Below are 14,383 nucleotides of genomic sequence, written 5' to 3' on the forward strand. Positions count from 1 at the left end.
GTACCGTGGAGCGACCGAGGACATCGCAAGGAGCTTTCAGGTGTTCAATGACATAGGGCCCCTCGAGCTGGTGACGCTCATCGTCCTCGCCGTGCTCGTCTTCGGCCCGGACAAGCTCCCGAAGTTCATCCAAGACACGATGCGGACGATCCGGAAGATCCGGGAGTTCTCGGAGAGCGCCAAGCAGGACATCCGCGAGGAGCTGGGACCCGAGTTCAAGGACTTCGACTTCGAGGACCTCAACCCCAAGGCGTTCCTGCGCAAGCAGCTGGACAACGACGAGCTGGGGCTCAAGGAGATCCGCAACGGCTTCGACCTGAAGAAGGAGATGGCCGAGGTCACGGACGCGGTCAACGGCAGCGGGACCGCCGCCTCCGCGTCTTCTTCGGCCGCCTCTTCGGCGTCCTCGTCCGGTGGGCGTATCGACATGACCAAGAAGCCCGAGGAACTGGGCAAGGGCGAACGTCCGCCCTTCGACCACGACGCCACTTAGCCGATCCCGACACGCGGACCGCACGGTGCGCGTGACGCGGTGTACGTGACGCGTTTCACAGTGCGCACTTGCCGTGTGCGCCGCGAACAGGCTCCTTGAGCGACCCACGCGACGGGTGATTTCCCGGCTGCCTCCAGCGGTGTGGATATGCTGCCGAGTTGTTGTGCGGATCGGACAGTACGCCCGTAGGGGGGCGGGCCACTCCGGTCCGACGAGAGCGAGGAGGCGTCCGGGCATGGAGACGACGAGTCGGGTGGGCGCACAGACGCCGGGCGCGGCGGGCGGACAGGAGTACCCCACCGCCTGGCGCACGGTCGACGGCTACCTGCAGGCGCCCTTCCCCTGGTACGGCCTCGACGAGGCGTTCACGGGGCCGCGCTGGCTGATGCAGGTCGGTACGGCGGCGGACGGGGCCGTGGAGCACGGGTCGATCGGGCACGGCGACGAGCCCTCCGTGCGCAACGAGCACACGGCCGCGTCCTCGGCGGATCCGCGGGAGAAGTTCGCGGTGGTCGTCACCGTGCCCGCGAACCCGTCCCGGCGCAGCGCCGACGGCACGGGGCTGCTGGAGGCGACGACCGTGTCCTCGGCGGCCTGGCTGGCCGGTGTGGGGCTGCTGTCCTTCACCTGGCCCGGTCAGATGGACCACAGCCTGCGGGACGACTGGCTGGAGCAGCAGACGGAGACCGCGTGGGCTCTGGCCGACGACATCGAGGGGCCCGAGTGGTCGAGGCTCTCGCTTCCGGTGGACGGGGTGGCCACGCCGTTCCACTACCGGGAGTCGGAGTTCGGGTGGGTGCTGGCCGGGGCGGCCGAGGCGGGCGTGCATCTGGGGGCCTACGGGCGGGGGATGAGCGCGTACGGGCTCGGTTTCGCCGTCGTGAAGGACATCACCGCGTACGCCTAGCCGACCGGGCTCAGCGGAGAAGGGGTGCCGGTGTTCCGGCGTCCCTTCGTCGTAGGACCTTGTCCCGTCGGGCGGCCGGGGCCGCGGTCCCGCCGTGGCCGGCCGCCCCCCCACTCTCGACTTCGCTCGAGCGGGGGGACCCCCATCGCGGCGGAGCCGCATATCAGCACAGCCCCGCACCCCTGGGCCCCTGGCCCCCTGGGCCTGCTTCAGAACTTGTTCTTCGGGGTGATCCCCAGCGACAGGCCCGACAGGCCGCGCTGGCGGCCGCCCAGCTTGCCCGCGATGGCGCGCAGGGCGGAGCCGGCGGGGGAGTCGGGGTCGGTCAGGACGACCGGCTTGCCCTCGTCGCCGCCCTCGCGGAGGCGGACGTCGATGGGGATGCTGCCGAGGACCGGGACCGTCGTACCCGTGGTGCGGGTGAGGCCGTCGGCGACCGTCTGGCCGCCGCCCGTGCCGAAGACGTCGACCATCTCGCCGCAGTGCGGGCAGGGCAGGCCGGACATGTTCTCGACCACGCCGACGATCTTCTGGTGGGTCTGGACGGCGATGGAACCGGCGCGCTCGGCGACCTCGGCCGCCGCCTGCTGCGGCGTGGTGACGACCAGGATCTCGGCGTTGGGGACCAACTGGGCGACGGAGATGGCGATGTCACCGGTGCCGGGCGGCAGGTCCAGGAGCAGGACGTCGAGGTCGCCCCAGTAGACGTCCGCGAGGAACTGCTGGAGCGCGCGGTGCAGCATCGGGCCGCGCCAGACGACCGGCGCGTTGCCCGGGGTGAACATGCCGATGGAGATGACCTTCACGCCGTTGGCGGAGGGCGGCATGATCATGTTCTCGACCTGGGTGGGACGGCCGTCGGCGCCCAGCATGCGCGGCACGCTGTGGCCGTAGATGTCGGCGTCCACGACACCGACCTTCAGACCGTCGGCGGCCATGGCGGCCGCCAGGTTCACCGTCACCGAGGACTTGCCGACGCCGCCCTTGCCGGAGGCGACCGCGTAGACGCGGGTGAGGCTGCCCGGCTTGGCGAAGGGGACCTCGCGCTCGGCCTGGCCGCCGCGCAGGGCGTTCGTCAGTTCCTTGCGCTGCTCGTCGCTCATCACGTCCAGCGTGACGTCGACGCGGGTGACGCCCTCGATCCGGGAGACCGCGTCGGTCACGCGCTGGGTGATGGTGTCGCGCATGGGACAGCCGGAGACGGTCAGGTACACGGTCACCGCGACCGATCCGTCCGCGCCGATCTCCACCGATTTGACCATCCCCAGTTCGGTGATGGGTCGGTTGATCTCGGGGTCGTTCACCGTCGCCAGTGCCTCGCGCACCGCGTCTTCCGTAGCCATAAGGTCGATGGTACGGCGCGCCCATGGGCCCCCGGGTAGCCCCTCAACGGTCGTCTGCGTCACGTCCGGGAGGCCGGTCTGCCCGTTCCGCCGGGAATACCACCTGGCCGGGGTGCCCGTCGCGGCTCCGGACCTCCTCCAGCTCCCTGACCAGGTCCTGCAGCTCGGAGCGCATCCAGTCGCGGGTGGCCACCTCCCCCAGGCCCATGCGCAGCGCGGCGACCTCCCGGGTCAGGTACTCGGTGTCGGCGATGGACCGCTCGTTCTGCTTGCGGTCCTGCTCCAGGTTGACCCGGTCGCGGTCGTCCTGCCTGTTCTGCGCGAGCAGGATCAGCGGGGCCGCGTAGGAGGCCTGGAGGGACAGCATCAGGGTCAGGAAGATGAACGGGTACTGGTCGAAGCGCAGGGGCACCGGGGCGACGACGTTCCAGAGCACCCACATGATGATGACGACGGTCATCCAGACGAGGAAGCGGCCCGTGCCCAGGAAGCGGGCGATCTTCTCCGAGAGCCGGCCGAAGGCCTCCGGGTCCCACTCGGGCAGGTACCGGGGGCGGCGCGGGCGCGGCTGGTCCAGGCGGGGGGCGCGCGGCCGGCCGCTGGCGGTCGCGCCCGACGCGGTGCGTTCGCGGGGGCTCTCGCGGATGCCGTCGCGCTCAGGAGGCATGGCCACCAGCCCCCTGGCCGGTCTCCTCGTCGTTCAGGTGGAACTCCGTCTCCCGCCAGTCGTCGGGCAGCATGTGGTCCAGTACGTCGTCGACGGTCACCGCGCCCAGCAGCGAGCCGGACTCGTCGACCACGGGCGCGGCCACCATGTCGTACGTGGCGAAGAACCCGGCGATCAACGGCAGGGTGGCGTCCGGCTCCAGGGGGGTCAGGTCGTCCTCGCCGACCAGTGAGCTGACCAGGGTGTACGGGGGGTCGCGCAGCAGCCGCTGGAAGTGGACGGTGCCGAGGAACTTGCCGGTCGGCGTCTCGTCCGGCGGGCGGCAGACGTAGACCTGGGCGGCGAGCGCGGGCGACAGGTCGGCGTTGCGGACCCGGGCCAGCGCGTCGGCGACCGTGGCGTCCGGGCGCAGCACGATCGGCTCGGTGGTCATCAGACCGCCCGCGGTGTGCTCCTCGTACGACATCAGGCGCCGCATCTCGGCCGCGTCGGCGGGCTGCATCAGGCCCAGCAGCCGCTCCTTGTCCTCCTCGGGCAGCTCGGAGAGCAGGTCGGCCGCGTCGTCCGGGTCCATGGCCTCCAGGATGTCGGCGGCGCGCTCCTCCTTCAGCTTGCCGAGGATCTCGATCTGGTCGTCCTCGGGCAGCTCCTCCAGGACGTCCGCCAGGCGGTCGTCGTCCAGGGCGGCGGCGACCTCGGCGCGGCGCTTGGCGGAGAGGTGGTGCAGGACGTTGGCGAGGTCGGCGGGGCGCAACTGCTCGAAGGTGGCGAGCAGGCTCTCGGCGCCCTGTCCGTGCTCCTCCAGGGAGAAACCGGTGACCGCCGACCACTCGACGGTCAGCGTCTCGCCCTTGGCCCGCCGGAAGGCGCCGCCCTTTTTGCCCTTGCGCACGAAGACCCGGTCGATCTCCCAGTCCCGGCGGGCGGGCAGCTGCTGCACGGACAGGTCGAGGACGGTGACCTCCTCGTCCGTCTCCACCAGCCGCACGCGCCGGTCCAGCAGTTCACCGAAGACGAGGCGCTCGGTGGGGCGCTGCTCGAAGCGGCGCACGTTGACGACGCCGGTGGAGATGACCTGGCCGGAGTCGATGCCGCTCACCCTGGTCATGGGCAGGAAGATGCGGCGCCGGGTGGACAGTTCGACGACCAGCCCGAGCACGCGCGGCGGCCGCCGCGCGACGCGCAGCATGACGACGACGTCGCGCAAGCGACCCACCTGGTCGCCGGTCGGATCGAAGACGGGGGCCCCGGCGAGGTGCGAGACGAAGATCCGGGGGGCGCCGGCTGCCATGACTGTGCTTCCTTTGCGTGGGGATGCGTAGTGATTGTGCAGATTGCTCGTGATTGCCCTCTCGCGTGCGAATCAGGCTAGCCCGTACTGATCGGATACGCCCTGGTGAGCGGTCCGGACGGACTGGCTCCACGGGGTGTGCGGGGCCCCGGTACGCTGCCGTACGCCGCTACGGAACCGTCAGAAAGGCAACCCCACCTGTGACTGTGATTCCCCAGGGCCGAACCCGCCGGACCACGTGGGTGGCCGCGACATGTGCGCTGGCCGTGACGGGGACGGTCGCGCTGACGGGGTGCGGCTCGGACGACCCCGACGCCGGGACGAACGGGGTGGGCAAGCTGCCCGCGGACAAGATCCAGGCGCAGACGCGGGCGGCGGCGGACGCGGCGTCCGCGGTGCGGCTGTCCGGGACCGTGGTCACGAGCGGGCTGACCTACACGCTGGACATGCGGCTGAAGGACGACGGCGGGACCGGCTCGGTCACCTCGAAGGGCGGGACGTTCCGGCTGCTCCGGGTCGGCGAGCAGCTGTTCCTGAAGGCCGACTCCGACTTCTGGAGCCACGGTCAGGACACGTCGGCGGGCGGCAAGCTGGAGGGCAAGTACGTGAAGGTGCCGCAAGGGGACCCGGCCTACAAGAAGTTCAGCGGTTTCACGGACAAGGACGTCCTCCTCTCCGGCCTGCTGACCCTGCACGGCAAGCTCTCGACCGACGGCCACCACACCCGGTCGGGCGTCCGCACCATCCGCGTCACCGGCGACAACGGCTCCGGCGGCACCCTCGACGTCTCCCTCGAAGGCAAGCCGTATCCGCTCCTGCTGGTGCGCGCCGGTTCCGCGGGCACCCTCAGCTTCTCGGACTGGGGCAAGGACTTCCCCGTCAGCGAACCCGCGAAGTCCGACACCGTCGACTACGGCCAGCAACTTCCGACGTCCTGACCCGGCGCCCCTCCGCAACGGCAGCCCCCTCCGCCACGGAGTGCGTGACGGGGACCGGCGCCGGGCCGGCCCCCGCCCCGCGTGTTTCCCCGCCCCGCCCGCTACCTCTTCTTGCGGCGCTTCGCCAGAAGCTTCGGCAGGGCGGCCGGGATCGGCCGGCGGGTCGTCGCCGGGGAGGGCAGGGGGCGTTCTGCCAGGCTGCCGGAGGGCAGCGGGGCCACGGAGCCCGTCGGGGTCAGGCGGAGCACTCTGCACTCGCGGGCCCAGCGGGCCGGCATCACCTCGCTGTCGGGGGCGTTGAGGCGCTTGCCCTTCAGCTCGGCGACCGCCGAGTCCCACTCGGGGGAGCCCGCAGACAGCTCGGAGACGGTGGCCTGCCAGGAGACGAGGCGGCCGCCCTTGTCCTTGCCGCGCACGGTCACCTCGGCCGAGCCGCCGGCGGTGAGGCCGGGCAGGGGCTGCTCACCGGGACCGTCGCCGACCAGGCACACCGCGCCCTCGTGCCACACGTGCCACAGCGCACGCGCGGCAGGCGCCCCGGCACCCCGCACCCAGACGAGGCCGGACTTCTTCGTGGCCTCCTCGACGAGAGCCAGGTCGAGAAGGGCCTGGTCGAGCAGCTCGCTTGTCATACGTCCAGCCTATCCAGCCCCGCCACCGCCCCGGCGGCCCCTCACAGCCAGCCGTTGCGCTTCAGCGTGCGGTGGATGCCGAGACACAGCGCGAACGTGATCCCCATGATCACCGGGTAGCCGTACCGCCAGTGCAGCTCGGGCATGTGCTTGAAGTTCATGCCGTACACACCGCACACCATGGTCGGCACGGCGATGATCGCCGCCCACGCGGTGATCTTGCGCATGTCCTCGTTCTGCGCGACCGACGCCTGCGCCAGGTTGGCCTGGAGGATGGAGTTCAGCAGCTCGTCGAAGCCCACCACCTGCTCGTGCACCCGGGCCACATGGTCGGCGACGTCCCGGAAGTACTTCTGGATGTCCGGGTCGATCAGCCGCATCGGCCGCTCGCTCAGCAGCTCCATCGGCCGCAGCAGCGGGGTCACCGCCCGCTTGAACTCCAGCACCTCACGCTTGAGCTGGTAGATCCGCGCCGAGTCCACACCACGCGACACCCCGCCTTTGCGGCCCGGGGAGAAGACCTCGGTCTCCACCTCGTCGATGTCGTCCTGCACCGCGTCGGCGACCGCGAGGTAGCCGTCCACGACATGGTCCGCGATGGCGTGCAGCACCGCCGAGGGCCCCTTGGCGAGCAACTCCGGGTCGTCCTGGAGCCGGTGGCGCAGCGCCCGCAGGGACCCCTGCCCGCCGTGCCGGACGGTGATGAAGAAGTCCCGGCCGGTGAAGCACATCACCTCGCCGGTCTCGACCACCTCGCTGTTGGCGGTCAGTTCGTCGTGCTCGACGTAGTGGATCGTCTTGAACACGGTGAACAGCGAGTCGTCGTACCGCTCCAGCTTCGGCCGCTGGTGCGCCTGCACCGCGTCCTCGACGGCCAGCGGGTGCAGCCCGAACTCGCCGGCGATACCCGCGAACTCCGCCTCGGTCGGCTCGTGCAGGCCGATCCACACGAACCCGCCGTCACGGCGCACCAGCCGCAGCGCCTCCTGCGGCGTCAGCGCCCTGGCGCTCTCCAGGCGGGCGCCGTCGCGGTAGACGGCGCAGTCGACGACGGCCGAGGGCGTCGCGGGGTCGCGGGTGGTGTCGTACGACGCGTTCGTCTCCTTGCGCAGGGACGGACGGGACGACGGGCGGACCACGGCGCGCAGGTCGCGGATCATCGACATGGGCAGGCTCCTTCGCGGGCGGGCGGCGAAGCGGGACCGGCGACGGTTGGAACTACCCGGAATGGGGACGTCCTGTGCACGGATGTTTGGCACGTCCACAAAGCGGGGAGCACCGCACCGTCGCGGTGGCGACTTCGCCGCTGATGCAGAACTGATTCAGATCAGACAGATCAGGCAAAGCGAAACGAAGTGCTCTTCCGAACGATGACGCGAACGTGAAGGCGGCAGCCGGCCAGAAATTACATCAGCGGCGGGAAGAGCGAGTGGTACTACCAGGTCGACTTCGATCCATGACAGCCCCACCTCCTCCGGCCGGTCCCTCGTAAGGGAGTCTCGTCGGTGGTGCCGGGACTCGATAGCGACGCTTCTGCGTGCTGCCCCGAACCACCGGCTCAGCGTAGCAGTCGCCCATGGTGTCAAGGTGCCGCTTTGCCTGTCGCTGACGAGATCTATGCTCACCGCATGGTTGATGTTCTTCCTCTGGTCGAGGCGCGGTTGAGTACCGCGCTGGGCGAGCCGGACGCGCGCGCCGCGGTCACCTTCCTCGGCACGGACCGCATCGAGGTGCTCCGTTTCCACGGGGAAGGTGTGGTCCGCTACGCCACGCTCGGCATGTCCGCGCAGCCCATGGCCGACCCCACCGCGATGCTCGCGGACCCCGTCAAGGGCCCCCGCGCCGAGCTCGTCCTGTCCGTCCGCGCGGGCCTCGCCGACACCGACAAGGTGCTCCGCGCGCTCGCCGTGCTCGGCGCTTCCCCGCAGGTGGAGGGCGTGGTCGTGGTCCCCGGCGCTTCCCTGGACGTGGGTGACGCGCTGTGGCCGGGTGCCCCCTTCACCTCGGTCCTGGTGGGCGAGCCGGGCGGGCTCGTGGAGGATCTGGAACTGGACGCCCCGATGGACCCCGTACGGTTCCTGCCGCTGCTGCCGATGACCCCGAACGAGGCCGCCTGGAAGCGGGTGCACGGCGCGCAGGCCCTCCAGGAGCGCTGGCTCGCGAACGGGACGGACCTGAGGGACCCGGCCCGCACATCCGTCCCGCTGGACTGATCGACGCGTGACCGATCTCACCAACGCAAGTGTGGAATCGGCCAGTTGGCAAAGACGGTGACGCCGTCCTCGGCGGTCTGCGCCGCCTCCGGCTCCTCGGCCTCGTCGGCGAAGGTGTTCCGGGCCCGAAGCTTCGCGAGTGAAGGACGTGCGGTTCCGGCCTCCCCGTGCCGCGTCGTGCACCGGTGACTTCCGCCCGCCGAACCCGCCGAACCCGCCGAACCCGCCGGGCGTGCGGCTTCGGGTGGGTTCCTGCTTCATCGCGCCGCCGGTCGGGTGATCGTCCTTGACGTAACGGGACAGGGGTAGGACCGTGGAGCCCTATGAGGGGCGAACCCAGTTGCCCGAGGTGTGGTGGCCGGGTCAGGGCTCCCGGACTCTTCGCCGACGCGTGGCAGTGCGACATCCACGGGCCGGTGTATCCGCTACAGCCCGTGATCCCGCCCAGCGTCGAGGCCCTGACCGTCGTGGTGCAGCGCACGCAGGTTCCGGTGTGGATGCCGTGGCCGCTGCCGGTCGGATGGCTGTTCACCGGTGTGGGCTATGCCGGGGACGAACGCAGTGGGGGGCGCGCGACGGCCGTGGCCTGCTCCGGTCCCGGACCGCTCGGCGGTCCCGGTGAGCTGATCCTGGTCGCCGAGGAGCTGGGCGTCGGGCTCGGTGCGCGGTACGCGGGACTCGACGGCCCGGACCCGGGACCGTACCTGAACGTCGAGAAGCCGCCGCAGGCGAAGGTCCTGGCCGCCGGGCGTCCCACCCCCCTCTGGCACGTCTCCGGGACCCCGGACGACCGCGCCGTGTTCGCCGGTGAGGCGCTGGGCATGTGGCTGTGGGCCGTGATGTGGCCGGAGCAGGCGGGGCTGCTCATGTACGACGAGCTGGTGCTGACGGATCTGCGGGACGCCGGGGCCGAGCTGGACCTGGTGCCGTGCGGGGCGCTGTCGCCGCGCTTGCTCAAGCCGTAGGGTCCGTCTCCCCGTCTCCCCGTTTCCCGTCTCCCCGTGGTTCCCCGCGCCGTTCGCGCGGCGGGTGTGTGGCGCCGTCCGGACAAGAGTGTGTAGGGGGCTCTTGGCGTGAGCGGGTGTGACAGGTAGTGCCGCGCGCCCGTTATCCTGGGGTGTCCCCATCCGTTCCGTCACCTCCTGGAGTCCGCGTCGTGCGCATCGATCTGCACTGCCACTCCACGGCCTCCGACGGTACGGACACCCCGGCCGAGCTGGTGCGCAATGCCGCGGCGGCAGGTCTGGACGTCGTCGCGCTGACCGATCACGACACCACTCGCGGGTACGCCGAGGCGACCGCCGCGCTGCCCGAGGGGCTCACGCTGGTCACCGGCGCCGAGCTGTCGTGCCGCATCGACGGCATCTCCATGCACATGCTGGCCTATCTCTTCGACCCCGAGGAGCCCGTGCTGCTCGCCGAGCGTGAGCTGGTGCGCGACGACCGGGTGCCGCGGGCCCAGGGCATGGTCGCCAAGCTGAACGCGCTGGGTGTGCCGGTCACCTGGGAACAGGTCGAGCGGATCGCCGCCGGCGGCTCCGTGGGGCGGCCGCACGTGGCCTCAGCGCTCGTCGAGCTGGGCGTGGTGCCCACGGTGAGCGACGCCTTCACCGATCAGTGGCTGGCCGACGGCGGCCGGGCCTACGTGGCGAAGCACGAGACCGACCCCTTCGAGGCGATCAGGCTGGTCAAGGGTGCGGGTGGCGTGGCCGTCTTCGCGCACCCGGCCGCCGCCAAGCGCGGTCGTACGGTCCCGGAGTCCGCGATCGCCGAGATGGCCGCGGCCGGCCTGGACGGCATCGAGGTCGACCACATGGACCACGACGCCGACTCCCGGGACCGTCTGCGTGGCCTCGCGAAGGAGCTGGGGCTGCTGGTCACCGGGTCCTCGGACTACCACGGCAGCCGCAAGAGCGTGGCGCTCGGCGAGTACACGACGGATCCCGAGGTGTACGGGGAGATCATCCGACGGGCGACCGGCGCGTTCCCGGTCCCGGGTGCCGGCGGGATCTGACCGCCCCGTCACCGGTTCGGCCCGTCTTCCCCGGCACTTTCCCCCTCACCCGGCACAGCCCGCCGTGCCCGTGCGTCCCGCCCTGTGGAACGCACGCCCGCGGCGGCGCTCCGTTCTGCAAGGCTCACCATCACCATGTTCGACTTCGCCGTCTTCGGCTCCCTGTTCCTGACCCTTTTCGTCATCATGGATCCCCCCGGGATCACCCCGATCTTCCTCGCCCTGACCGCCGGACGGCCGGCCAAGGTGCAGAAGCGGATGGCCTTCCAGGCCGTCTGCGTGGCCGGCGGAGTCATCGCCGTCTTCGGTGTCCTCGGCCACCAGATCCTCGACTACCTGCACGTCTCCGTCCCCGCGCTGATGATCGCGGGTGGTCTGCTGCTCCTGCTGATCGCGCTCGATCTGCTCACCGGCAAGACCGACGAGCCGAAGCAGACCAAGGACGTCAACGTCGCCCTCGTGCCCCTGGGCATGCCGCTGCTGGCGGGGCCCGGTGCGATCGTGTCCGTGATCCTGGCCGTGCAGAAGGCCGACGGTGTGGCCATGCAGGTCTCGGTGTGGTCCGCGATCCTCGCGATCCATGTCGTGCTCTGGCTGGTGATGCGGTACTCACTGCTGATCATCCGGGTCATCAAGGACGGCGGCGTGGTCCTCGTGACGCGGCTCGCGGGCATGATGCTCTCCGCCATCGCCGTGCAGCAGATCATCAACGGCGTCACCCAGGTGATCAAGGGCGCCTGAGGCCCCCGGGCCCGAGCCCTCGCAGACGCAGAGCCCCCGTACGGCGTCGGTGCCGTACGGGGGCTCTGAAGTTTCCGCGGTGCTCCGCGTCTGTTACGAAGCCGTGGTGTCGGCCGGGCGGATCCAGAGGCGCTGTCCGATGGCGGCGGCCTGCTGCACGATCCCGTTGACGGAGGCGGCGTCCACGACGGTGCTGTCCACGGTGGTGCCGTCGACCTCGTCGAGTCGCATGATCTCGAAGCGCATGGCTTCTCCCTTCGTCTGGTCATCCTCCTGAGGAGAACTACTCATGTGACGTGGTTTCTCGTCTGTGTCCGAACCTAGTCAACGCGCTTCAGGTTACAAACATTCCCTACGCTAAAGAAATTTTTCGAACGCCTAATTACCGACCGGTTCGGAGCGCTTGCGGGACTCACCGGGACCGGTTGTGTTCGCAGCGTGACCACCGGGACAATGGAGGCGATGAACGACGACCTGGCGGCCCTGGGTGCCCGCATCGACCACACCAACGAGCTGCTGCAACGCATGCTCGCCGAAGTGGCGAAGACGCCCTCCACCCACGCGATCTTCGTCGACGCGGGCTACCTGTACGCGGCCGCGGGCCGGCTGGTCGCCGGGACGGAGGACCGCCGCGCCTTCGACCTCGACGCCGAGGGCCTGATCGACGCGCTCATCGACAAGGCCCGCTCGATCTTCGCGGACAGCCGCCTGCTGCGCGTCTACTGGTACGACGGCGCCCGCCGCCGCATCCACACCGCCGAGCAGCAGTCCATCGCCGAGCTGCCCGACGTCAAGGTCCGCCTCGGCAACCTCAACGCCAACAACCAGCAGAAGGGTGTCGACTCACTCATCCGCACCGACCTGGAGTCCCTGGCCCGCCACCGCGCCATCAGCGACGCGGCCCTGCTCGGCGGCGACGAGGACCTGGTGTCCGCCGTGGAGGCGGCCCAGGGCTACGGCGCCCGCGTCCACCTGTGGGGCATCGAGGCACCCGAGGGGCGCAACCAGGCCGAGCCGCTGCTCTGGGAGGTCGACAGCCAGCGCACCTTCGACCTGGAGTTCTTCAAGCCGTACGTCTCCCGGCGCACGGCCGCCGCGTACGAGACCGGTCCCGGGACCCGGCCCAGCCGCGAGGACGTCCGCTTCGTGGGCGCCCAGATCGCGGCGAAGTGGCTGGCCGCCCGGGGCCGCGAGGCGCTGATCGAACTGCTCCCCGGCCACCCCTACCTGCCCGGCTCCGTCGACCAGGACCTCCTGGTCGAGGCCGAGAACCTCCTCCAGTACTCCCTGCGCGGCCAGGCCGACCTCCGCCGTGCCCTGCGGGACGGCTTCTGGGGGCAGCTGCAGACGCTGTACTGACGCGGGAGCGCCCGCGGGAGCAAGTGCCCCGTCGGCGGGTCGTGGCCGGGCTGCCGGAGGTCAGGCCGTGTCGCCTGTCCAGGGTCGGACCCGGTGGTCAGGCCGGGTCCGTCTCGTCCCAGAAGTCGGCGAGGGCGTGGGCCGTCGCGGCGGGGCGGTCGGTGTTGGGGGAGTGCTCGGCGCCGTCGATGACCGTCCGGCGGGCCCTCAGTCGTACGGCCATCTCGTCCAGCAGCATCAGCGGCCAGGTGTCGTCCAGTTCACCCGACAGGACGTGGAACCGCAGCGGCAGGGCGGCCAGTTCGCCGACCCGGTCCGGCTCGGCGCACAACTGGTGCCCCGTGGCGATGAGTTGGGCCGGCTTGGTGGACAGCCAGCGACGGCGCAGGTCGTCCCGGCCGTCCAGGCCGCCGTCGAGCTCGACGGCGGACGTCTCCTCGGGTGTCTCCATCGCCTGGATCGCCTCCCACACCTCCGCCATCGTCATCGCGGCGAGCGCGCCCCGCAGCAGCTTCACGCGCTGTTGCTGGGACTCCGAGATCCGCGCCGGGCCGGAGGCCATGAGCGTGAGCGAGCGGAACGGGGTGTGGTCGAGGAGCGTGGCCGCGCGTGAGATCTGGCCGCCGAGCGAGTGCCCCAGCAGATGCACCGGCTCCCCGAGCGCCTCCGCCTGGGCCAGCAGGTCCCGCGCCAACTCCGCCTGCGCGTAAGCGGATTCGTCCCGCTCCGGCCCGTCCGACTCGTGCTGCCCCCGCCCGTCCACGGCCACGGTCCGGTACCCGCGCCCGGCCAACGGCACGTGCAGCGGATTGAAGTCCTCCTTGCTCCCCGTGAACCCCGGCACCAGGAGCGCGACGCCCCGGGGCTCGACCCCGTCGGCCACCGGCGCGTCGACGACGGCGAACTCCCCGCGCGCGGTCCGCAGGGAGTACGCACGGGCACCGGGGGGCGGGACGAAGGTGGCAGGCCTGCTCATGGGGAGAGGCTATCGGGCGGACATCGACCCGTCGCGGGGGCGGGGGCGGGGCCCGGTTCGGGGCGGTGGTCTGCTCGTGGTGCAACGACGACGGCCCGACCCCTGTGTGGGGTCGGGCCGTCGGTCAGGCGATGCCCTGAGGCGGGCGGTGCGGATCAGGCCTCGGAAGGCTCCACGGCTGCCGCCGCCTTCCGCGTCCGGCGCGGCTTGGGCGCCGCCTCGGTGGCATCGCCGGCCGCCTCCGCAGCGGGCGCCGTGGCCTTGCGGGTACGGCGGCGCGGCTTGGCCTCCGGCTCCTCGGTGGCCTGCGCCGGAATCTCCGGAGCGGCCGCCTCGGCCACGGCCTTGCGGGTCCGCCGTGCCTTGGGCGCGGCAACCTCGGCCCCGTCGACCGCGTCCACCGTGGCGGCAGCGGCCTTCCGGGTGCGGCGGGGCTTGGCCTCGGTGCCTTCGGCGGTGTCGACGGCGGCCTCGGCGGCAGCGGCGGCGGTCTTGCGGGTCCGGCGCGGCTTGGCCTCGGTGGTCGCCGTGGTCTCGGGGCTCTCCGTCTCGGCCGTCTCCGGTGCGGCGGCGGCCTTCTTGCGGGTGGTGCGGCGGGGCTTGGCCTCGGTGCCTTCGGCGGTGTCGACGGCGGCCTCGGCGGCAGCGGCGGCAGCGGCGGTCTTGCGGGTCCGGCGCGGCTTGGCCTCGGTGGTCGCCGTGGTCTCGGGGGTCTCCGTCTCGGCCGTCTCCGGTGCGGCGGCGGCCTTCTTGCGGGTGGTGCGGCGGGGCTTGGCCTCGGTGCCTTCGGCGGTGTCGACGGCGGCCTC

15 protein-coding genes and 1 pseudogene are annotated in these 14,383 nt (G+C 71.3%); 8 read left to right on the top strand and 8 right to left on the bottom strand.

Features of this window, described 5'->3' with window-relative positions; all coding sequences use genetic code 11:
* Positions 1 to 40: 40 nt before the first annotated feature.
* Both ACWD5D_RS27675 and ACWD5D_RS27680 read left to right on the top strand, forming a co-directional pair.
* A complete protein-coding gene (locus ACWD5D_RS27675; protein WP_451375460.1) occupies positions 41 to 493 on the top strand; it encodes a sec-independent translocase in 453 nt (150 codons plus the stop codon).
* 235 nt (positions 494 to 728) lie between these two features.
* Entirely contained in the window at positions 729 to 1,400 is a 672-nt protein-coding gene (locus ACWD5D_RS27680; RefSeq protein WP_451375461.1) for a hypothetical protein, read from the top strand.
* A gap of 209 nt (positions 1,401 to 1,609) precedes the next feature.
* On the opposite strand, the gene ACWD5D_RS27685 is transcribed toward ACWD5D_RS27680, so the two are convergent.
* The 3 genes from ACWD5D_RS27685 to ACWD5D_RS27695 are packed head-to-tail and all read right to left on the bottom strand — an operon-like array spanning position 1,610 to position 4,701.
* Positions 1,610 to 2,743, bottom strand: coding sequence for an Mrp/NBP35 family ATP-binding protein (locus ACWD5D_RS27685; RefSeq protein ID WP_451375462.1), 1,134 nt, complete (start codon positions 2,741 to 2,743; stop codon positions 1,610 to 1,612).
* Positions 2,744 to 2,786: 43 nt separating this feature from the next.
* The gene (locus ACWD5D_RS27690; RefSeq protein ID WP_451375463.1) at positions 2,787 to 3,410 is read right to left on the bottom strand and encodes a DUF1003 domain-containing protein; all 624 of its coding nucleotides are present in this window, start codon (positions 3,408 to 3,410) and stop codon (positions 2,787 to 2,789) included.
* Entirely contained in the window at positions 3,400 to 4,701 is a 1,302-nt protein-coding gene (locus tag ACWD5D_RS27695; protein WP_451375464.1) for a magnesium transporter MgtE N-terminal domain-containing protein, read from the bottom strand. Before ACWD5D_RS27695 ends, ACWD5D_RS27690 begins: the two co-directional genes overlap by 11 nt.
* A 200-nt stretch (positions 4,702 to 4,901) precedes the next feature.
* Between ACWD5D_RS27695 and ACWD5D_RS27700 the strand changes: the two genes are divergently transcribed.
* A complete protein-coding gene (locus ACWD5D_RS27700; protein ID WP_451375465.1) occupies positions 4,902 to 5,639 on the top strand; it encodes a hypothetical protein in 738 nt (245 codons plus the stop codon).
* Positions 5,640 to 5,740: 101 nt separating this feature from the next.
* Here ACWD5D_RS27700 and ACWD5D_RS27705 read toward each other — a convergent pair whose 3' ends face one another.
* The gene (locus ACWD5D_RS27705) at positions 5,741 to 6,271 is read right to left on the bottom strand and encodes a hypothetical protein (protein ID WP_451375466.1); all 531 of its coding nucleotides are present in this window, start codon (positions 6,269 to 6,271) and stop codon (positions 5,741 to 5,743) included.
* Positions 6,272 to 6,312: 41 nt separating this feature from the next.
* Positions 6,313 to 7,437, bottom strand: a complete 1,125-nt coding sequence (locus ACWD5D_RS27710; RefSeq protein ID WP_451375467.1) for a magnesium and cobalt transport protein CorA — start codon at positions 7,435 to 7,437, stop codon at positions 6,313 to 6,315.
* A 462-nt stretch (positions 7,438 to 7,899) separates the two neighbouring features.
* On the opposite strand from ACWD5D_RS27710, the gene ACWD5D_RS27715 reads away from it, so the two are divergent.
* The 4 genes from ACWD5D_RS27715 to ACWD5D_RS27730 all read left to right on the top strand — a co-directional run bounded on the left by ACWD5D_RS27715 (position 7,900) and on the right by ACWD5D_RS27730 (position 11,239).
* Positions 7,900 to 8,484 carry a suppressor of fused domain protein gene (locus ACWD5D_RS27715; RefSeq protein WP_451375468.1) on the top strand — a complete coding sequence of 195 codons (585 nt, stop codon included), beginning with the start codon at positions 7,900 to 7,902 and terminating at the stop codon, positions 8,482 to 8,484.
* 323 nt (positions 8,485 to 8,807) lie between these two features.
* Positions 8,808 to 9,449: a DUF6758 family protein gene (locus ACWD5D_RS27720; protein ID WP_451375469.1), complete on the top strand. Its 642-nt coding sequence runs from the start codon at positions 8,808 to 8,810 to the stop codon at positions 9,447 to 9,449.
* Between the two features lie 191 nt (positions 9,450 to 9,640).
* Positions 9,641 to 10,498: a PHP domain-containing protein gene (locus ACWD5D_RS27725; RefSeq protein ID WP_451375470.1), complete on the top strand. Its 858-nt coding sequence runs from the start codon at positions 9,641 to 9,643 to the stop codon at positions 10,496 to 10,498.
* Between the two features lie 135 nt (positions 10,499 to 10,633).
* On the top strand, positions 10,634 to 11,239 hold the full coding sequence (locus ACWD5D_RS27730; protein WP_451375471.1) for a MarC family protein: 606 nt from the start codon (positions 10,634 to 10,636) through the stop codon (positions 11,237 to 11,239).
* A gap of 93 nt (positions 11,240 to 11,332) precedes the next feature.
* Here the strand turns inward: ACWD5D_RS27730 and ACWD5D_RS27735 are convergent, their stop codons facing one another.
* Positions 11,333 to 11,485, bottom strand: a complete 153-nt coding sequence (locus tag ACWD5D_RS27735) for a hypothetical protein (protein WP_451375472.1) — start codon at positions 11,483 to 11,485, stop codon at positions 11,333 to 11,335.
* A gap of 207 nt (positions 11,486 to 11,692) precedes the next feature.
* On the opposite strand from ACWD5D_RS27735, the gene ACWD5D_RS27740 reads away from it, so the two are divergent.
* Positions 11,693 to 12,598, top strand: a complete 906-nt coding sequence (locus tag ACWD5D_RS27740; protein WP_451375493.1) for an NYN domain-containing protein — start codon at positions 11,693 to 11,695, stop codon at positions 12,596 to 12,598.
* A 97-nt stretch (positions 12,599 to 12,695) separates the two neighbouring features.
* Here the strand turns inward: ACWD5D_RS27740 and ACWD5D_RS27745 are convergent, their stop codons facing one another.
* Positions 12,696 to 13,574, bottom strand: coding sequence for an alpha/beta fold hydrolase (locus tag ACWD5D_RS27745; protein ID WP_451375473.1), 879 nt, complete (start codon positions 13,572 to 13,574; stop codon positions 12,696 to 12,698).
* 155 nt (positions 13,575 to 13,729) lie between these two features.
* Positions 13,730 to 14,383 (bottom strand): annotated as a pseudogene (locus ACWD5D_RS27750) (DEAD/DEAH box helicase); the annotation flags it as partial.

Source organism: Streptomyces sp. NPDC002520, assembly GCF_053595235.1.